We start from the raw sequence: 20,006 nt of genomic DNA on the forward strand, positions 1-20,006 counted from the left end.
AAATAAACTTTTCTGTTGATTTCTTTCCCGCTTTCAAAGGACGAAGATTCTTAATCCAATCTGGACTGAAAAAGTTTGGATTCTCGTCGAGCGGTCTCCTCTTGTCTTCCTACTTATTTGATTTACTTAACCAAAAGCTCTACAAACAAGTCTGCTTAAGAATATTTACCACACACTCTAAAAGCATTTAATGTATTAAGAAGACTTACATGCCTTATCTCTCCACACCTCAAATGATGGCTTTTTACAGTATAACAGGATAAATGAACCCACGAAGCATAATGATTAGATGCTTTAATATACAAGAACAAGAAAAAACAAGTACTTCGTTTTTGTTACTTGCTCTTTAAAAAGAAGGTTCGCTTAGAAACGATTTCTCAAAATTGCATGACATAACCTTTTGTTATCAGTCTTTTAAGATAAAAATTATATTATTTTCTAAGTTCCGTGGTGTATACCTTGCAACTTATACACTCATAATATCTTCTAAGCTGCATTTGATTCTGAAGTTTGAATCAGTAAAGCATAAAGCGCATTAGCATTATGCGTATTGCGCAACTTTTGCACAACATCAGTGTGACGCAAAACACGTGCGATTTGTGATAAAGCTTTTAAGTGATCTGCACCAGCATTTTCAGGTGCTAAAAGGAGAAAAACGAGATCTATAGGTTCGTCATCAAGAGCTTCAAAATCAACAGGACTTTCAAGACGTGCAAATATACCAATGATCCGATTAATATCAGGTAATTTTCCATGAGGAATCGCAATACCTCCACCCAAACCCGTTGAACCAAGCTTCTCGCGTTGTAAAACAACATCAAAAATCACATGCTCACTAAGACCTGTTAGCTTGGAAGCTTTTTCGGCTAAAATTTGCAGAACCTGTTTTTTCGAATTAGCCTTAAGAGCCGGAATGATCGCTTCCGGTGCTATTAACTCACTCAAATTCATACTTTAATTTTCCTCTTACACGCTAAAATGCTCATCAATAAACCTATAAACGGTATAGATACTTAATGTTCTTTCACTTTTCGCAACATCGCATGGGTTTTTACTTTTCAATTTATAATGGGTGATGGCTCAATACATCTCATATCACTTCTAACACAACAATAAATAGTATTCGGATCATCATTAACGGCATGAGAAACCAAAGAAATGAAGTTGTTCATAAAGTTAATTTCCTTACGACTCTAGAAAAGGTCATTATTCATAAATTTATTAAACTTGTCATAAGAGTTGATGTATAATTCGCCATCAGAGTTTTTCTTTCTTTAAAAATGAGCCCTTAAATTAAGATGAAAAGCATACTGAGCAAAATGGACCTTTACTTTGAAAATTACTGTATAGCTTGAACATCGCCTTATAACAAGAATATAAAGGTTTTTAGAGATTTATAGATTTATCCTGATATCTTTAGCCGAGCTCCTATTTTCAAATAGGCCATATAAACCAATAAAATACGACAACTCCTATTGAATAACCGCAATATATAACCGGTGCTCCCATCAAAATACCTAAAACAGCATCATCGATATATTATTTGATTCGACAGAGAAAAATATGATAAATATCTCTTACCTTTCAATAACGCACGCATTTATTAAGGGCTTCGTTTATCACTCATTATCAAGTTAATCTAGTGATATCTTTCTATAATACAATCATGAGAAAGCTAAACTTATAAAACAACAAACTAACCCTCTAATGATGAAGCCTTTTTCACCACTCAATAACAGCATTAAGGTTATAGTCATAAAAGAAGTTTTGGCATAAATAAGGAGATTTTCAGTAATAATGTTTGGTTAAACTTAAATGGAAACTCGTGAAAGCTGTAAAATCAAAGAGAAAACTGATTTCCCAAATAAATTCTGCGTACATCAACGTTGTTGATAATATCATTAGGACAACCGTGAACTAACACCCGCCCTGTATGAATAATATAAGCGCGATCGACAAGCCCTAATGTCTCACGCACATTATGATCCGTTATTAGAACACCAATGCCACGCCTAGTTAAATGACGAATAAGTTGTTGAATATCGAAAATAGCGATAGGATCAATTCCTGCAAATGGTTCATCAAGTAACATAAAATGGGGACGAGAAGCTAAAGCGCGCGCAATTTCAAGTCGCCGACGTTCACCTCCAGATAACGAAAGTGCAGACATTTTACGTAAATGATCAATTTTAAATTCATGTAAAAGGCTATCTAACTCTTCACGTTGTTTAAGGCGATCTTTTTCAACGACCTCTAAAACAGCTTTAATGTTATTTTCTACTGAAAGACCACGAAAAATAGAAGCCTCCTGTGGAAGATATCCAATACCTAAACGCGCACGTCGATACATCGGAAGATGCGTAATATCAAATCCATCAATTTTAATGGATCCTCCATCAGATTTTATGAGCCCCGTAACCATATAAAAACAAGTTGTTTTACCTGCCCCATTGGGCCCCAAAATGCCAACGGCTTCTCCCGTACGAATGCCAAAAGAAACACCATTAACGGTTCGTCTTCCTCGATAAACTTTAATCAAGTTACTAGCAATCAAGGTCCCTTTTAAGGGATTTTTTGAAGCTTCACTTTCAAGATTATACCTATCGGTCTGTTTTTTTCTTTTGATTCCAAACATGAAATCTTAACGGCCATTCTTTTGATTTTGTTTTAAAATAATAGAAACACGACCTTTTTTCTTAGGCGTCTCACAACCTTCTAAAAAAGCCTTTCCGCTTTCCATATTTGCCGTTAGTTTGCACCCCGTGGCCACATTGTCACCATCAGTTAACACAACATGACTCCCTGTCAAACTCATCATTTTTGACTTTCCATCAAAAACGCCTTTGTCACCCGTAGCAATTTGCGTAGCAATTTTTATATAAACTTTTCCTAAAGCTTCCATTTTTTGTATACCCGACGAACCAAATAAAGAAACAGATGATGCCTTTGTATCTTCCTTGTTTTTATCAATTTCTTTATATGCTTTATCGTAGTAAACAACTAATTTTGCCGTTCTTAAAAGACGTTCACCTTGCACCACTGAAACATCACCTTTAAAAAGCGCTATCCCTTCTTTATCACGTATTTCCAAAGAATCTGCATGAAGTTCTACCGGTTCTTTGTCGCTTGATAAACTTATTCCAAAATGGGCCACTTCAGCATATCCTAAAACTGCTCCTCCTCCTAACATTCCCATGCTAAAAGCCAAGGTCACACCTATCCATCTTTTGTACGATTTCATTATTTCAATTCTTCTGTTTGTATATACACATACTTTTCTTTATAAATATCCTTTGAAGATTCGTATTGATCTTGCGTCATTGCTTTTGAAGCACTAAATGCACACCACCATGGAAATACATGTTTTTTCCTTTTTCTCGAATTTGTAAGGCATTTGCGGCAAGATGCAAACCCGCTTGCTGAATATTAACACGTTGATCTGTTTTTAACTGTCCCTCGGATAAGTTAATACTTGCTGACATAAATTGTGCCATCATCCCATCATTCGTCGTAATGGTGAATGGCTTGTCCAACTGTAAAAAACCATTAATGTTATCGTAAATCCCCCCTTGTGCTGCGAGAAAAACCTGTTTTTGTTGGCCCATAAATGCTTTAGCTGTAATGTTTTGCAACCCAATCATTCCAGAGTGTGTATGGTCTTGAAATGCCTTTTCTGCTTTAAGCCAATAAGGTTCATGAGCACGCGTATACCCTTCTAACTTTGGATTGAGCATCGTCAAATTCACCACGCCACTTTCTTCATTATTCAAAGGCGTAGAATCAGAAGTAACGGGAACCAAGAAAAACGTAAACCAGCAAAAAACCAGCGCTGAAATCAACGCTAAGAGAGGTAAAAAAATTTTTAATATGCTAATGCGACGCGAATGACGGGATGCTTTTTTAAAAACATCTCCAAAAGATGATTGCGTTGAAAAGGCTTCATAATTATTGTGTACGGACATACTCTCCTAATCTCTTAAATACTCCGCATTTTTAATCTGTATAACCTTTATAGAAGGTATTTTCAAATTTTGTTTCTTGCAATTTGTTTTTTCTTGATTTTATTTTGCTTTTATCCGTTTATATATTGTAATATGCATGAAGTGCACAATTACAAAAAAATTTTTGTGTGAAAGTGAGGCTATTGTGGTAAAATCAGAGCTTGTGCAAATTATCGCTCGTCATAACCCGCATCTTTTTCAACGGGATGTGGAGAATATTGTAAACGCTATTTTTGAGGAAATTTCAACAGCACTTGCAAATGGCAATCGCGTTGAACTTCGTGGATTTGGAGCTTTTTCTGTAAAAAGCCGTTCAGCCCGTAATGGACGTAATCCACGAACAGGTGAAGCTGTTTCTGTTGAAGAAAAGTGGATTCCTTTTTTTAAAACTGGCAAGGATTTACGCGACCGTCTTAATCAGTGAGAAACTTATGATAATTAAACGTATTCTTCTAACAAGTATCGGTGTGATTCTCGCAGCGTTTTTGATTGTTTTTATCGTGGCTAATCGTCAAATGGTTCCGTTAACCCTTGATCCTTTTCGAGCAGATTCTGAAAGTTTTACTTATCATGCTCCCCTTTTTATATGGCTCTTTATTTTCTTTGGTTTTGGTATTTTATTAGGGAATCTGATCAGTTGGTTTTCCTATCACAAATACAAAAAAGCTCTCAAAAAAAGTAAAGCAGAGATCGAGAAATTGAAAACGTCTATCACAAATCTGGTGTAATGGTATTTTAATTAAATCTTTTCTCTCTGTATTTTATATTCAGTACAGAGTTAAAAGTGCTATTTTCTTTTTTTATACATATTTTAATTGGCTTTAGCTCTTTTGCACTTTTACGAAACACTTAAGAGCTTTATAATATATTTTCATACCTCATATACCGTGATACAAAACATGCCCGCACAATGCTTTCAATCCTCCTCCCATAACAATAGATATCCGCAGGAAAAGTTGCCACTTATTTTAGAAACAGGTGTAAGTGAAAACTATGCTCTCATTGATTCTGGTCATGGACAAAAATTAGAACGTTATGGAGCTTACCGCATTATTCGACCAGAAGGTCAAGCACTATGGAAACCCGCTTTACCACGAAAACAATGGGCTGATGTTGATGCTATTTTCACAGGAAACCGTGATGAAGAAGGGGTTGGTCGTTGGCATTTTCCTAAAAAGCCACTTGATGAAACATGGACTCTTTCTTGGAATGGATTGTTTTTTCTAGGCCGTTTTACTTCCTTTCGTCATGTGGGGGTTTTTCCTGAACAAGATGCTCATTGGCGCTCTATGGAAGAGCAAATTGTTAAAGCCGAACGTCCTATAAAATTGTTGAATCTTTTTGGCTATACAGGTATTGCCTCTTTGATTGGGGCACGAGCGGGTGCGAATGTTACCCATGTTGACGCTTCTAAAAAAGCCATTGCGTGGGCAAAAGCTAATCAAGAAAAAGCAGGATTACCAGATCATTCTATTCGCTGGATTTGCGATGATGCTATGAAATTTGTCGAGCGTGAACTGCGTCGTAAGAAAAGCTATGATATGATTCTTCTTGATCCCCCTGCTTATGGGCGTGGACCCCATGGTGAAATTTGGCAACTGTTTGATCATTTACCCGCTATGATCACAAATTGTCGTAAACTTCTCTCTGATAAACCGCTCTCTGTTGTCCTTACAGCTTATTCTATTCGTGCTTCCTTTTTTGCACTTCATGCTTTAATGCGTGATGCATTTGTAAATCTTGGTGGTACGGTCGAATCAGGAGAACTCATTTTGCGTGAAGAAGTTGCAGGACGTGCTCTTTCTACTTCTCTTTTTAGCCGTTGGATTGCTTGAATATGTGTAGACCCAAAACTGGTAGAGTGAAAGAAATTACCTCTCTTAGCAACCCCATCATAAAAGACCTTAAAGCACTTAGCCAAAAGAAAAACCGTAATAGAGAAGGTCTTTTCATGGCAGAAGGATTGAAATTGGTCATTGATGCTCTCAATCTCGGCTGGACAATACAGACGCTTATTTTTTCTAAAAGTAAAATCGGTAATGCTGCTATCGAAAATACTGCCGCACGTGCTGTAGCCAACGGTGGTTTTGTTATTAAAGCCTCACAAAAGGTTATGGAATCACTTACCCGACGCGATAATCCACAAACAGTTATTGGTATTTTCAAGCAAAAATGGCACTCTCTTGAAATGATAAAAGGACAGATTAAAGATGTTTACATCGCGCTTGATCGTGTACGTGACCCTGGAAATCTTGGTACCATTATTCGAACTGCTGATGCTGTAGGTGCTAAAGGTGTTATTTTAATTGGCGAAACAACAGACCCTTTCTCGCCTGAAACGGTCCGTGCAACCATGGGATCTATTTTCTCTGTACCACTTTATCGTCTTGATGAAAGCGCCTTTTTAAACTGGTCTGCTCACTTTAAAGGTATGATCGTTGGAACACATCTCAAAGGATCTCTGGATTATCGCACACTTGATTTCAAAAATGGCCCTATTATCCTTTTAATGGGAAATGAAAAACAGGGATTATCAGATCTTCTTACAAATCGGTGTGATAAACTTGCGCGTATTCCACAAAGCGGACGTGCAGACTCGCTTAATCTAGCTGTAGCAACAGCTGTTATGCTTTATGAAATCCGTCGCCCCTATTTAATACTGGAACCATGTGAGGAAAAATATGATGCGTAAATCACTCCCTTTTCTTCTCTTGGGCTTGGCTTTTACAGTAGTACTTGATCAAGCTGTCAAATACTGGGTTATGCACAATATGCCTTTAGGAACAGAAATTTCGCTTATTCCTTTTCTTTCCCTTTATCATGTGCGTAATTCTGGCATTGCATTTTCGTTTTTTTCTTCCTTTTCTCACTGGGGAATCATCGCCATCACAATCATTGTGATTATCTTCCTTCTATGGCTATGGAAAAATACTGAACATAATAAGTCTTTAATGCGCTTTGGCCTTATTCTTATTATTGGGGGAGCAATTGGCAATCTCGTTGATCGTATTCGCTTTCATCATGTCACTGATTATATACTCTTTCATATTGATGATATTTTTTATTTTGCTATTTTCAACCTTGCAGATAGTTTTATCACTCTCGGTGTTATTGCCATCCTTATTGAAGAATTGCGCACTTGGATGAAAGCAAAACGTCATTCTAACAGTACATCTTCTCATTGATATGCTCATTGTCTTAGAAAACAGAGCTTATTGACCATCATAAGCCTGATTATAAATTGATTTTTCTTGGATAATTCTTGCAGCTAATTGTTTTTCGTGTTTCTTTTCATAAAATTATAAAATCTTATTTTTCAACTTTACACTTCTACACTTGGTCAATGCAAAAGAAATGAACTCAAATAGAAATCAATATTTTTTATCCATATGTCCTCTATCAAATTCAGAGGGAAAATATTTTATAGCATTTAAAGTTCTATTATTTGCTTAGAACATTTGCTTTTCATATGTTCTTTAGTTTTTACAGGTATTATTTTTTACAGAGCCTTTCTTAAGTGCTTCGCTAAAAAACTCTCCTTTTTTGTTTTATATATTGTTTAATAAAAAACATTTTTTCAATTATTTTCAATGGTACCTTGTTAAAGCAACCTATTGATTATAAATATAAATTACCGTTTTCATATTGGATAAAAGCCCTTAAAAGCCTAAATCTCTTTTATTTGAAATATCATTTAGCATACAAAAAGACAGTTTATCATTATATATCAATATGTTATATAAATCCAATTCAATAGCTCTTCTAACCGTGCAAAACAGGTGCAATATTGAAGGTTGAAAAATAGTATTATAGATACTTGCCTCTCTTCTTAAAAATGCAAAAATAGTGGATATTTTATAAAGGATTGTATTACATAGTTTCTGTGAATAATAAAAACCTTTTGAGTACAGTCTTTTTATCTTGTAAAAATATGGCGAAAAATGGAAATATTTTTTAGTAAAATGAACCGTTTCCTTACCAATTTGTAAGGTTCCTTCTTCATATAAATCTCTTGTAATTTTTAAATAAATCTCCATAATAAGAGCAAATATGCTGGAATTCTGTCAGTGATTCTTAAGGGTTTTTGTATTTGCCCAATTAAGGCTTATGCCAAGCTTATCTGTGTAATGACAGAGACACTTTTAAAGCCCTATACCTGACGGGACATATGCTAAAGGATTTTATATTATGGCTAATTTTAAAAATTTACGTTCGGCGCCTACTTCTCACGCCGATGCATCAATTGATCAGGGATTGCGCGACTATATGTTGGGTGTCTACAATACAATGGCCATTGGTTTGCTTATTACAGCTGCTGCCGCTTATGTAATTGTATCATTAGCAACGACAACAGATATGAGCCAAGCAGCAGCTCAGATCAATAGCAGTGTTTATTTAACATCATTTGGAGTAACATTTTATACATCGCCATTCTCTTACATTGTTATGTTTGCGCCACTCATAGCAGTTTTATTCCTCAGTTTTAAAATTAATACATTGAGCACAAATGCTGCTCGTAGCCTCTTTTTTGGTTATGCTGCTCTGGTTGGTCTTTCACTGTCTTCAATCGTTTTGCGCTATACGACAGAAAGTGTTGTGCAAACATTTGTTATTTCCGCTGCAGCTTTTGGAGCTCTTTCACTTTATGGTTATACGACAAAGCGTGATCTCACAGCAATCGGTTCATTCCTATTCATCGGATTGATCGGCTTGTTTCTTTCCATGATTGTGAACATTTTTCTTGGATCAAGCGCTTTGCAATTTGCTATTTCTGTGATTGGCGTATTGATCTTTGCTGGTTTAACAGCCTACGATACCCAAAGCATTAAGTTGATGTATTATGAAGGAGATGAAAGCGACACCAGAGGACGTAAAGTTATTATGGGCGCGTTGAATCTTTATCTTGATTTCATCAATATGTTTGTCTTCTTGCTACAATTTCTTGGCTCAAACCGTGATTGATTACAGAAATCATAACTTAATTAAAGAACCTTGTTTCTAAAAGAGACAAGGTTCTTTTGTTTTTAGTGTAAGTCTTTACCCTTTGCCTCTTAGGGACTATCCTTTTCGCAAAATGACAAAAATACCTTATAAGCAAAAATTCCCTTGGTTTACCAGTTTTATCCAACAAAAACTCCATAGCTCCCTTTTAAATGCAATTCACAGCCGCTCTCATCATCAATCAAACATCATCAATCAAAATAGTAATTATGATCTGACTGTTGCTTCCTATAATGTGCATAAATGTGTAGGTGTTGATAAAATTTTTAATCCTACAAGAATTGTCCGTGTTATTACTGAATTACAAGTTGATATCCTTGCTCTTCAAGAAGCAGATAGACGTTTTGGAGAACGCGTCGGTTTGATTAATCTTCAGCTATTAAAAGCTGAAACCGGTTTGATTCCTGTACCTCTTAATACTATGTCACCTCATGGACACGGTTGGCATGGTAATGCTCTTTTTTTGCGAAAGGGATATGTACGTGATACTTTACAAGTCACTCTGCCTAGTATTGAACCACGTGGGGCTGTAATTGTAGAGTTGGAAATGGCAGCAGGCCCTATTCGTATTATTGCGGCTCATTTTGGCTTATTACGTTACTCTCGTAAACAACAAACAAAAATGCTCCTTGAAATTTTCCAAAAACGCTCCCTTATGCCTACACTCCTCATAGGAGATTTTAATGAATGGCGGATGGGAAAAGGCTCATCTTTAAATCATTTTTCTCCCTATTTTGATAGCACTTTTGAAGTTGTACCAAGTTTTCCATCTCGCTTTCCTTTTTTAGCCCTTGATAGAGTTTTTTCTTTTCCCCACCAATTGGTAACAAGTATTGAAAATCATCATTCACCGCTTGCACGCATTGCTTCAGATCATTTGCCTATCAAAGCCTATCTTAATCTTTCCAACGCAATCAACATTCTTAAAAATAAATAAAAAAATTAATGTGCCTCATCCCAATTTTGAGCCGTCATGACTTTTACTTCAAGCGGTACAGATAAAGATAAAATCGGCATTGTAGCATTTTCCATAACATTTTTAACAACAGCCATGGTTTTTTTACTCTCTTCTTCTGGTACTTCAAAAATCAGTTCATCATGCACTTGCAGCAACATTTTTGCTGATAATTTTTCTTCTTTTAAAGCATTTTCCATCTGTATCATAGCGCGGCGAATAATATCAGCCGCGGAACCTTGAATTGGAGCATTAATAGCTGCTCGCTCATTAAGAGAACGAATTTTTACATTCTTTGCTTTTATTTCTGGATAATGGATACGACGTCCAAAAATTGTTTCTACGTAACCATTTTCACGTGCAAAAATTTTGGTCTTCTCCATATAATCTTTAATTCCTGGAAATCTTTCAAAATACAGTTGAATATAACGACCCGCTTCTTGGCGTGAAATTCCCAATTGATTGGCTAATCCAAAAGCTGAAATACCATAAATAATACCAAAATTAATCGCTTTTGCACGCCGTCGTATATCTGAATGCATTCCTTCTATCGCAACACCAAACATTTGTGATGCCGTTATAGCGTGAATATCATGCCCTTTAGCAAAAGCTTCTTTTAATGCTTTTATATCCGCAATATGTGCAAGAATGCGCAATTCAATCTGACTATAATCAGCAGAAAGTAACACATGTCCTTTGGGAGCAATAAAAGCTGTTCGAATTTTACGTCCTTCAGCAGTCCGCACTGGAATATTTTGCAAATTTGGCTCTGATGATGATAACCGCCCTGTTGATGTTATTGCCAAAGAATAATTCGTGTGAACTCGCCCTGTTTTTGAAAAAATATAAGAAGGCAAGGCATCTGTATAGGTAGATTTTAGCTTTGCAAGTTGACGCCAATCAATAATTTTACGCGGTAAAACATGACCTTCAGCAGCCAACTCTTCTAAGGTCTGTGCAGAAGTTGACCATTGTCCACCCTTAGTTTTAGCGCCTCCAGGTAATCCCATTTTTCCAAAAAGGATATCCCCTAATTGCTTTGGCGAAGCAAGATTAAACTTTTCATCAGCTTGTTTGTAAATTTCCTCTTCTAGAATCAAAGCAGCTTGTGCCAATTCTCCTGAAAGACGCAATAAAATCTGCCGATCAATAAGAATCCCACGTTCTTCCATTCTTGCAAGAACTTCTACAAGGGGTCGATCAAGACGTTCATAAATTTTTGTCATTCCACGAGCAACAAGTTGCGGTTTTAATACTTGCCAAAGGCGTAGCGTTATATCAGCATGTTCTGCCGCATAAAGGGTTGCTTGTTTTAAATCTACTTGTGCAAAAGAAGTAATTTTTTTTCCGTTATGCGTTAAATCTTTATAGGAAATTGGTTTATGCTCAAGCCAACGTTCAGACAAATCATCCATATTATGGGTTAACGTTCCAGCATCAAAAGCATATGATAAAAGCATGGTATCATCAAAAGAGCTTGTAATAATGTCGTATTGCTTCATCACCAACCAATCATATTTTATATTCTGACCAATTTTTAACACCGATGAATCTTCTAATATCGGTTTTAAAAGTGCTAAAGCTTTTCGGGTCTCAATCTGCGAGGCAATGCGTCCGCCCCTCAAAAGATCCTCTTCTCCTTCATCAAAATGTTCAAGAGGTATATAAGCTGCTTTTTCTGGCTGTAATGCGAGTGAAAAACCAACAAGCTTTGCTTGCATCGGATCAAGAGATGTTGTTTCAGTATTAAAAGCGAAAAAACCCTGCTCTTGTGCTTGTGATAACCAATCTTTTAAAATTTCCTCATCAAGAATTGTTGTATAAGCATCTCTTGTAATTTTTTGAGTCAGCGCTTGATCTTTACGTTTTTGTGCAAAAACTTGTGGAGAATTTTCAGAAAAATTATGAAGAGATGCGCGCTCAGTATTCTTGATATCGGAATCATGCCCGTGGCTCAGTTTTTCCCATTCAACATCTATATCAAGTGCATCAATAACAGTTGCATCGCATGTCGTTGCCTCTGCCACGCGACGCGTTAATGTTGAAAATTCCATCGCTTTCAAAAAAGCAATTAAACGTGGACCATCTTGTGGCTCCAAAATAAAATCATCTAAATCATTATCTATAGGAACATCTGTTTTAAGCCTAACAAGTTCACGAGAAATTTTAACTTGTTCTCTATAAGCTTGAATGTTTTCACGTCGTTTTGTTTGTTTAATTTCTGTTACATTTTGCAACAAAAGATCAAGAGAATCAAACTGATCTAACAACTGAGCTGCAGTTTTGGGACCAATGCCTGGAATACCTGGTACATTATCCGTTGAATCTCCAATTAATGCTTGTAAATCAATCATTTTTTCAGGTGCAACACCCCATTTTTCTACAACTTCTGAGATACCTATATGCTTGTCTTTCATTCCATCATACAAAGATACATGCGTATTTACGAGTTGCATAAGATCCTTATCAGAAGAGATAATGGTTGTTTTTGCCCCAACCTTTGTTGCCAATTTTGCATAGGTAGCAATCAAATCATCCGCTTCAAAGCCTTCCTTTTCAATACAAGGCAAATTAAAAGCCTTCGTTGCTTGGCGTATTAGCGCAAATTGAGGAATTAGATCTTCAGGAGGTTCAGCGCGATTCGCTTTATATTCAGGATAAATTTGTTTCCGAAAAGTATCAGATGAATAATCAAAAATAACAGCAAAATGTGTTGGAACAATACCAGTAGCTGTATTACGAGCATCACAAAGTAATTTCCATAACATATTGCAAAAACCAGCTACTGCTCCTACAGGAAGTCCATCCTTTTTACGTTTTAAAGGCGGCAAAGCATAATAAGCACGAAAAACATAGCCTGATCCGTCAACCAAAAAAAGATGATCTGTTGCTTTCATGACAATTTTATTTCTCCATTTCAGCTAAAAACGCAAATTACCCTTATATATTTTTTTCACTTTTATTTTATTTTTTCACTTTGCCTCTAAAAAGCCATTTTTTCTTTTCATAAGACATGAAGTCGTTACACTTTATATTAAGTACCTAGAGCTTTTCTTTGCTGTTACAGGATTAATAGCTTTCATTTTGCTCCTCCTATGATAGCTGAGGTACGATGTAGCGACAGGGTCGTTGTGGTGTTCCCCTCCCCACAACGACCGTTTTTTTTGACATCCATATTCTTTAATTTAAATAGTGACTTTTTTAGAGAAAAGATGATGTTATTCATGAATTTTGAAGTTATTCCACAGAGCTTTTTCACCCATCATGTTGATAAAATCGGCATGCAACCTTTTTTCTTGCGTACTCAATCTTGAAGGTAAAGCCTGTGGGCGAATTTTAACTGCATAAGATGTATCTTTATCATTCTGGATATGTTCATCAACACCCCTTCTATTACCAAAACCCAATACACCTTGTTTTCCACCGATCAGTTCAATATAAACATCGGCTAGAATTTCTGCATCAAGCAAAGCACCATGAAGAACACGATGGCTGTTATCAATTCCAAAACGTTTGCATAAAATATCAAGAGAATTAGGCCCCATAGGAAATTTACGCCGTGCCATAGCCAGTGTATCAAGAATATTATCAACACTGATGAGCGGTTTGTTGACGCGTTTTAATTCTGCATTAATAAAACCAATATCAAAACTCGCATTATGCGCAATCATTGTCGCGCCTTTAATAAATTCCAAAAATTCATCAACAATATCATTAAAACTTTTCTCGTTTTTTAGGCGTTCATTGGTTAATCCGTGAATTGCTACAACTTCATCAGGAATAATAACGCCTTCAGGGTTTAAATAAACATGAAATTGGCGCCCCGTAAGATAACGATCAACCATTTCTACACAACCAATTTCGATTATGCGATCTTTTTCTTTATCTAAACCTGTTGTTTCTGTATCAAAAATAATTTCCCGCATGACTTCAATTCTTTAGTTTTTTTATCACATCAAAAACCTGTTGACGTGTATTCTCTAAATCTTTCCCTGTATAAATAATAAAATCAGCACGTTCTCGTTTTTTTTCATCCGGCATTTGTTGAGCATTGATAAAGGCAAATTTTTTCTCATTCATACCTTCGCGAATCATTACACGTTCTTTTTGTATTTCTGGTGAGGCAGAAACAACAATAACGCTATCCACACGACTTTCACCATTTTTTTCAAATAGAAGTGGAATATCAAGAATAACTAATTTTTTCCCCTGTTCACGCGCTATATTAATAAATTCCCTTTCTTTTTCTTGCACCAAAGGATGAATTATTTTTTCTAATGTTTGTAATTTTTCCTTATCATCAATCAAAATTTCAGAAAGTTTCAAACGGTTAACTTCACCGTTTTCAACAACACCTGGAAAAATACGCTCTATGAATGACAAAGCTGGCTCACTTTTATAAAGCTGTTGTACTGCTTCATCAGCACTAAAAACAGAAATACCCGCTTGCTTGAAAAAATCAGCAACTGTTGATTTTCCCATAGCAATTGATCCTGTTAATCCTATGATCTTCATTATCTTTTTTCACTCATATCCTCTAAAATGGCTGTCCGTAAAGCTTTTGTTACCTGTGGTCTTATTCCAAACCACTGTTCAAACCCTATAACAGCCTGATGTAGAAGCATCCCAAGCCCATCAACCGTCTTGAGATTACAAGCCTTTGCCTGTTGTAAAAAAGGAGTTATCAATGGTGTATAAATAATATCTGTTACTAACGCCGTTTTTTTTGCTTTATGAAAATCACAAAAAAAAGAATCACTTTTTTCTTCTGGATTTTTTATACCAATAGAGGTTGTATTAACAATCAAATCAGCTTGATGGAGTATTTCATGGATTTTATGCCAATCGTAAACTTTAATGGTTTTTCCAAAATGCTGAGCTAAATTATCGGCGCGTTGTTTTGTACGGTTAACCAAATAAATCTGTTCAAATCCGCGTTTTTTTAAGGCATATATGATAGCGCGTGCGGCACCACCTGCTCCAAAAACAAGAGCTGTTTCCCCTCCCCAATCAGATGCAAAATCATCAAGATTAGCGCTAAAACCATAGGCATCGCTATTCGTGGCACAAAGCTTATTTCCTTCATACCAAAGTGTATTAACAGCACCAATCATTGTTGCTCTCTCATCTTTATAATCTGCTAAACGAAAAGCTTCCTGTTTGTAAGGCAAAGTAACATTTCCTCCACAAAAGCCTATTTTTTGTAAAGACGCAATAAAATGACTGAATTCTTCAGATGTTACTTCTTGTGCAAGATATTCTCCTTGTAAACCATATTGTTTAAGCCAAAAATTGTGAATTTTAGGCGATTTTGAATGATGAATTGGAGAACCAACAACAAAAGCACGCGGATAATTTATTTTTTTTATTGTTAAGTCAACCATCAATAATTCCTAAATGACGCAGTTTTATGAGTAGAGGCAGCAAAGGTAAACCAACAATGGTAAAAAAATCTCCTTCAATTTTTTCAAAGAGATGAATCCCTTCCCCTTCAATTTGATATACTCCCACGCTGTTTAGAACATCTTTTCCTACGCGTGCTAAATAATGTTCAATAAATTCTGACGAGAGCAAACGGACGGACATATGTGCACTAAAAGCTTCAACCCAAATTTTTTGACCATTTTTAAATAAAGCTACCGCACTATGAAGAGAATGGGTTTTTCCTGATAACTCACATAAACGTTGATGTGCTTCCTTAATATTTGTTGCTTTGTGAAAAACTTTACCTTCCAAATCAAGCACTTGATCACAACCAATAACGAAAGCATCAGGAAAACGATCTGAAACATTTTTTGCTTTTGCACCCGCAAGAAAACAGCTGAGTTCTTTAGGTGTTTTTTCTTTTGCTTTTTTTTCTACTTCTCTTTCATCAAAAGAAGCTCCTTCAATGAAAAAATTTAAACCTGCTTTTTTTAATAATTTTGCACGATAAAAACTAAGAGATGCTAATATTAACGTATCTGCGTTCATGAGAATTTTCTCTCATTTTCCTTCACGAAATCGTGATAAAAGTTCAAATATTGCAGCAGCAGTTTCTTCAATAGAGCGTCTTGTGACATCAATAATAGGCCAACCAAAACGTTCGCAAATGCGTTTTGCATAGATTAATTCTTCAGCTATGTTGATACGATTTGTATAACTATCAAGAGCAAAACCTTCTCCCAAATCTCGATTTTGGCGAATATGTGAGATTCTTTCAGCTGAAGCAATTAAACCAATAATTAAAGAATTTTTTGCCTCTAAAAGGGATTCTGGCAAATCAATATTAGGAATAAGAGGAACATTAGCCGTTTTTATTCCGCGATTTGCTAAATAGATACTTGTTGGCGTTTTAGAGGTTCTTGAAATTCCAACAAGGATCACATCTGCTTCGGATAAGCTACTGGAAGACTGTCCATCATCATGCTCTATTGTAAAATCCAGTGCTTCAATACGGCGAAAATAATCTGCATTAAGATCATGTTGTGCGCTCGCACGTAAATGTGTTGGCATTCCAAGGTAAGACTGAAAAGCATTTAAAACAGGATGCAATATATCAATACAAGGAACTTTTATTTTTTTACAGCTTTTTTGAAGGAGAAGTTTAAATTCTTCATCAATCATTGTGTAAAGAACAATACCTGGCTCTTGTTGTATTTCATCAAGAGCTTTTTGTAACTGTATTTTATTACGAATCATAGGGTAGATATGCTCTGTTGCCTGACTCATTGTATACTGCGATGCCACAGCTCTTCCAACAGAGATTAATGTTTCTCCTGTTGCATCAGAAAGCATGTGTAAATGAAAGAATTTTTTTTCTTTTGTCACAGAAATTTTAACTCCTTGTTAAGATATGTGTATATATCCTTACCGTTTTTTATAAAACTAAAATTTAGGAAAAATTCTTCGTTTTTATACACAAATTAAATGCTTGTGATAATTTTATACCTCTTATAAAAAAGAGGGGATAATATCTTTAAGATAGTGTTATTTTTATTCTTTTTTTTAGTCCCTTTTGTGGATAAAATTGAGGATAAATAATAATCCACACTAAACACAGTTATAAATAAGAAGAATCCCTTCTTTAATATAAATTTATTAATATAAATTTCTGTAAAAAATACTTTTGAATAGCATTTAATTAATGCTATAACTCTAACTCATATTTTTGTTATAAAATAAATTAAACACTATTTGTATTTTTATATTTTTTCAAGTTTTTCATACAATTACTTAATATTACAGGGATAAATTTCATATAAATGGTACTTGCAGATTAAAAAAATTGAGTGTAAAATATTTTTCTTCTTAAGAATATTTCATTCATAAATTTCCATAAATTATTTAAGATAATCTTCTCCTTAATTACAAAGAGCATATTTCATGCAAAAAATGAAACTACAAGAACTTAAAAGCAAAAATCCCGTTGAACTTGTTTCTTTTGCTGAAACATTAGAAGTTGAGAATGCCTCTCTTATGCGCAAACAAGAATTAATGTTTGCTATTTTGAAAAAACTTGCTCTACAAGATGTAGAAATTATAGGAGAGGGTGTTGTTGAAGTTTTACAAGACGGATTTGGTTTTTTGAGATCTGCTGACGCTAATTATCTTCCTGGTCCTGATGATATTTATCTTTCACCAGCACAAATACAGTCATTTTCTTTAAAAACAGGCGATACCATTGAAGGCCCTATACGTAGTCCAAAAGAGGGAGAACGTTATTTTGCTCTCCTTAAAATTAATACAATTAATTTCGAAAAACCTGAAAAGATTCGTTATAAAATTCACTTTGATAATCTTACTCCTCTTTATTCAAATGAGCGTTTCCAAATGGAAATACAAGATCCTACAGAGAAAGATATGTCATCACGCGTGATTGATTTGATATCTCCATTGGGAAAAGGACAAAGAGGGTTAATTGTCGCTCCTCCTCGGACAGGAAAAACAGTTTTACTTCAAAATATTGCTCATTCTATTACCACTAATCATCCTGAATGTTATCTCATTGTTCTTTTAATTGATGAACGACCAGAAGAAGTTACAGATATGCAGCGTTCAGTAAAAGGAGAAGTGGTTTCTTCTACTTTTGATGAACCTGCAATACGTCACGTACAAGTAGCAGAAATGGTCATTGAAAAAGCCAAACGCCTCGTTGAATATGGACGCGATGTTGTTATTCTTCTTGATTCTATTACACGTCTTGGACGTGCATATAATACAGTTGTTCCTTCTTCGGGTAAAGTTTTAACAGGTGGTGTGGATGCAAATGCTCTCCAGCGTCCAAAACGTTTTTTTGGTGCAGCACGTAATATTGAAGAAGGTGGATCTTTAACCATTATTGCAACGGCTTTGATTGATACAGGAAGTCGTATGGATGAGGTTATTTTTGAAGAATTTAAAGGAACAGGTAATTCTGAAATTGTTCTTGATCGAAAAGTTGCTGATAAGCGTATTTTCCCTGCTATGGATATTTTAAAGTCAGGAACGCGTAAGGAAGAACTTCTGGTAGAACGACAAGATTTACACAAAATTTTTGTTCTTCGTCGTATTTTAGCATCTATGAATGTAACAGATGCAATTGAATTTCTGATTGATAAATTAAAGCAAACAAAAAACAATAGTGAATTTTTTGATTCAATGAATACGTAGAGTCATTAAAGTTTTTATTAGGATAAAACCTGTGGATACAATCTTTGCTGTTTCGAGTGGATTGTTACCTTCAGGGGTTGCAGTCATTCGGCTTTCTGGTCCTCATGTTGTGGATATAGTTAAAACGCTTTGTGGTCGTTTACCTAAAGCACGTTTTATGCATTATGGAAATCTTACTGCTCGTGATGGGAGCTTTTTAGATTCTGGTTTAACTGTTTTTTTTCCTGCTCCTCATAGTTTTACGGGGGAAGATTGTGCAGAATTCCATTTACATGGAGGAAAAGCCGTTGTTAGTCGTTTTCTCGATGAATTGTCGACATTTTCTGGATGCCGTATTGCAGAAGCAGGTGAATTTTCACGTCGTGCTTTTATAGAAGGAAAATTAGATCTTGTTCAAGCAGAAGGTCTTGCTGATTTAATAGAAGCAGAAACGGAAAGCCAACGGCGTTTAGCTGTTATGGGTACAAGTGGACATTTAACGACGCTTTATCGTGATTGGCGTCATAAGCTTATGAAGGCGCGTGCTTTTATTGAGGCAGAACTTGATTTTGTTGATGAAGCAGATATTCCCAACGCAATATCTGATAAAGTTTGGAAAGATGTTGAGGATCTTTGTACTTCTATTCGTGAATATATTACTGAAGGAGAGCGTGCTAGTATTTTACGTGATGGATTAAAAATTGTTATTGCTGGTGCTCCAAATTCTGGAAAATCAAGCATTATGAATCGTCTTTCAGGAAGATCTGTTGCTATTGTAACGGAAGAAGCAGGAACAACCCGTGATGCTTTAGAAATGAGAATTATTCTTGGTGGTTTACCTATTTTTTTAACGGATACTGCTGGTTTTAGAAAAACAGAAAATAAAATAGAACAAATGGGAATAGAAGTTGCTAAACAGCATGTTAGGGAAGCTGATTTAGTTATTTTGGTTTATGATATAGGAAATCCTGAGCAAGTTGATTTACCAGAAACATCGGCTGAAATATGGTGTGTTGGCAATAAGCTTGATCTTTATGAAAAAAATGATCAGCATTGGTCTATACAATTTTCCGCATTAACTGGTTTAAATTTTGATTATTTTATCAAAGAACTTGAATCATTTTGTCATCATCGTGCTTCTGAAATTGGAAATATTGTTCCGGCGCGTAAAAGACAACTTCAATTATTAAAGGAGGCTGTTAAAGAGATTGAATATTCTCTTAATTATAATTCTCTTGATCTCAGTTTACGTGCAGAACATCTCCGTTGTGCAAGTGATTTTCTTGGAAAAATTACAGGAGATATTGATGTTGAAGATTTGCTTGATATTATTTTTTCAGAGTTTTGTGTTGGTAAATAATGATTCACGTGAAACATTGATTATTTCATAGACAGATTATAAAGATTATGTAATTTATATTCTGTTTCACGTGAAACCT

General features: G+C 35.4%; 19 protein-coding genes. 9 read left to right on the top strand and 10 right to left on the bottom strand.

What is annotated here, in order from left to right:
- Positions 1 to 486 precede the first annotated feature (486 nt).
- The 4 genes from ptsN to lptC all read right to left on the bottom strand — a co-directional run bounded on the left by ptsN (position 487) and on the right by lptC (position 3,962).
- A complete protein-coding gene (gene ptsN, locus ACFIJ8_RS02170; RefSeq protein ID WP_012754449.1) occupies positions 487 to 951 on the bottom strand; it encodes a PTS IIA-like nitrogen regulatory protein PtsN in 465 nt (154 codons plus the stop codon).
- Positions 952 to 1,840: 889 nt separating this feature from the next.
- The gene (lptB, locus tag ACFIJ8_RS02175) at positions 1,841 to 2,635 is read right to left on the bottom strand and encodes an LPS export ABC transporter ATP-binding protein (RefSeq protein WP_012754448.1); all 795 of its coding nucleotides are present in this window, start codon (positions 2,633 to 2,635) and stop codon (positions 1,841 to 1,843) included.
- 6 nt (positions 2,636 to 2,641) lie between these two features.
- A complete protein-coding gene (locus ACFIJ8_RS02180) occupies positions 2,642 to 3,241 on the bottom strand; it encodes an LptA/OstA family protein (protein ID WP_012754447.1) in 600 nt (199 codons plus the stop codon).
- A gap of 76 nt (positions 3,242 to 3,317) precedes the next feature.
- On the bottom strand, positions 3,318 to 3,962 hold the full coding sequence (gene lptC, locus ACFIJ8_RS02185) for an LPS export ABC transporter periplasmic protein LptC (protein ID WP_273787534.1): 645 nt from the start codon (positions 3,960 to 3,962) through the stop codon (positions 3,318 to 3,320).
- Positions 3,963 to 4,146: 184 nt separating this feature from the next.
- Here lptC and ihfB point away from each other — a divergent pair, with 184 nt between their 5' ends.
- The 7 genes from ihfB to ACFIJ8_RS02220 all read left to right on the top strand — a co-directional run bounded on the left by ihfB (position 4,147) and on the right by ACFIJ8_RS02220 (position 9,939).
- Entirely contained in the window at positions 4,147 to 4,425 is a 279-nt protein-coding gene (ihfB, locus tag ACFIJ8_RS02190) for an integration host factor subunit beta (RefSeq protein ID WP_012754445.1), read from the top strand.
- Positions 4,426 to 4,432: 7 nt separating this feature from the next.
- Positions 4,433 to 4,729, top strand: a complete 297-nt coding sequence (locus ACFIJ8_RS02195; RefSeq protein WP_375628030.1) for a lipopolysaccharide assembly protein LapA domain-containing protein — start codon at positions 4,433 to 4,435, stop codon at positions 4,727 to 4,729.
- Between the two features lie 171 nt (positions 4,730 to 4,900).
- Positions 4,901 to 5,836, top strand: a complete 936-nt coding sequence (locus ACFIJ8_RS02200) for a class I SAM-dependent methyltransferase (RefSeq protein WP_375628032.1) — start codon at positions 4,901 to 4,903, stop codon at positions 5,834 to 5,836.
- 2 nt (positions 5,837 to 5,838) lie between these two features.
- Positions 5,839 to 6,693 carry an RNA methyltransferase gene (locus tag ACFIJ8_RS02205; RefSeq protein ID WP_273787537.1) on the top strand — a complete coding sequence of 285 codons (855 nt, stop codon included), beginning with the start codon at positions 5,839 to 5,841 and terminating at the stop codon, positions 6,691 to 6,693.
- Positions 6,683 to 7,186: a signal peptidase II gene (lspA, locus tag ACFIJ8_RS02210; RefSeq protein ID WP_273787538.1), complete on the top strand. Its 504-nt coding sequence runs from the start codon at positions 6,683 to 6,685 to the stop codon at positions 7,184 to 7,186. The genes ACFIJ8_RS02205 and lspA overlap by 11 nt, the downstream gene beginning before the upstream one ends.
- 1,003 nt (positions 7,187 to 8,189) lie before the next feature.
- Positions 8,190 to 8,963 carry a Bax inhibitor-1/YccA family protein gene (locus tag ACFIJ8_RS02215; protein WP_012754440.1) on the top strand — a complete coding sequence of 258 codons (774 nt, stop codon included), beginning with the start codon at positions 8,190 to 8,192 and terminating at the stop codon, positions 8,961 to 8,963.
- 112 nt (positions 8,964 to 9,075) lie between these two features.
- Positions 9,076 to 9,939 carry an endonuclease/exonuclease/phosphatase family protein gene (locus tag ACFIJ8_RS02220; protein WP_012754439.1) on the top strand — a complete coding sequence of 288 codons (864 nt, stop codon included), beginning with the start codon at positions 9,076 to 9,078 and terminating at the stop codon, positions 9,937 to 9,939.
- A gap of 5 nt (positions 9,940 to 9,944) precedes the next feature.
- Here the strand turns inward: ACFIJ8_RS02220 and polA are convergent, their stop codons facing one another.
- The 6 genes from polA to ACFIJ8_RS02250 form a co-directional block, all read right to left on the bottom strand.
- A complete protein-coding gene (gene polA, locus ACFIJ8_RS02225; RefSeq protein WP_375638888.1) occupies positions 9,945 to 12,854 on the bottom strand; it encodes a DNA polymerase I in 2,910 nt (969 codons plus the stop codon).
- A gap of 321 nt (positions 12,855 to 13,175) precedes the next feature.
- Positions 13,176 to 13,883 (bottom strand): DNA polymerase III subunit epsilon, encoded by a 708-nt coding sequence (gene dnaQ / locus ACFIJ8_RS02230; RefSeq protein ID WP_375638890.1) that lies wholly within the window; start codon positions 13,881 to 13,883, stop codon positions 13,176 to 13,178.
- Between the two features lie 4 nt (positions 13,884 to 13,887).
- Positions 13,888 to 14,472 carry a dephospho-CoA kinase gene (coaE, locus tag ACFIJ8_RS02235; protein WP_375638892.1) on the bottom strand — a complete coding sequence of 195 codons (585 nt, stop codon included), beginning with the start codon at positions 14,470 to 14,472 and terminating at the stop codon, positions 13,888 to 13,890.
- Positions 14,472 to 15,341: a shikimate dehydrogenase gene (locus ACFIJ8_RS02240; RefSeq protein WP_273787543.1), complete on the bottom strand. Its 870-nt coding sequence runs from the start codon at positions 15,339 to 15,341 to the stop codon at positions 14,472 to 14,474. Before ACFIJ8_RS02240 ends, coaE begins: the two co-directional genes overlap by 1 nt.
- Entirely contained in the window at positions 15,334 to 15,930 is a 597-nt protein-coding gene (locus ACFIJ8_RS02245; protein WP_273787544.1) for a Maf family nucleotide pyrophosphatase, read from the bottom strand. The genes ACFIJ8_RS02240 and ACFIJ8_RS02245 overlap by 8 nt, the downstream gene beginning before the upstream one ends.
- A 12-nt stretch (positions 15,931 to 15,942) precedes the next feature.
- Positions 15,943 to 16,767, bottom strand: coding sequence for a pyruvate, water dikinase regulatory protein (locus ACFIJ8_RS02250; protein WP_273787545.1), 825 nt, complete (start codon positions 16,765 to 16,767; stop codon positions 15,943 to 15,945).
- A gap of 555 nt (positions 16,768 to 17,322) precedes the next feature.
- On the opposite strand from ACFIJ8_RS02250, the gene rho reads away from it, so the two are divergent.
- Positions 17,323 to 18,588, top strand: a complete 1,266-nt coding sequence (gene rho, locus ACFIJ8_RS02255) for a transcription termination factor Rho (RefSeq protein WP_015857121.1) — start codon at positions 17,323 to 17,325, stop codon at positions 18,586 to 18,588.
- Positions 18,589 to 18,619: 31 nt separating this feature from the next.
- Complete coding sequence (gene mnmE, locus ACFIJ8_RS02260; RefSeq protein ID WP_375638894.1) at positions 18,620 to 19,927, top strand: tRNA uridine-5-carboxymethylaminomethyl(34) synthesis GTPase MnmE; 1,308 nt, start codon at positions 18,620 to 18,622, stop codon at positions 19,925 to 19,927.
- Positions 19,928 to 20,006 lie beyond the last annotated feature (79 nt).

Source organism: Bartonella sp. MF74HXZ (assembly GCF_042194445.1).
In the GTDB taxonomy this organism is placed as follows: Bacteria; Pseudomonadota; Alphaproteobacteria; order Rhizobiales; family Rhizobiaceae; genus Bartonella; species Bartonella grahamii.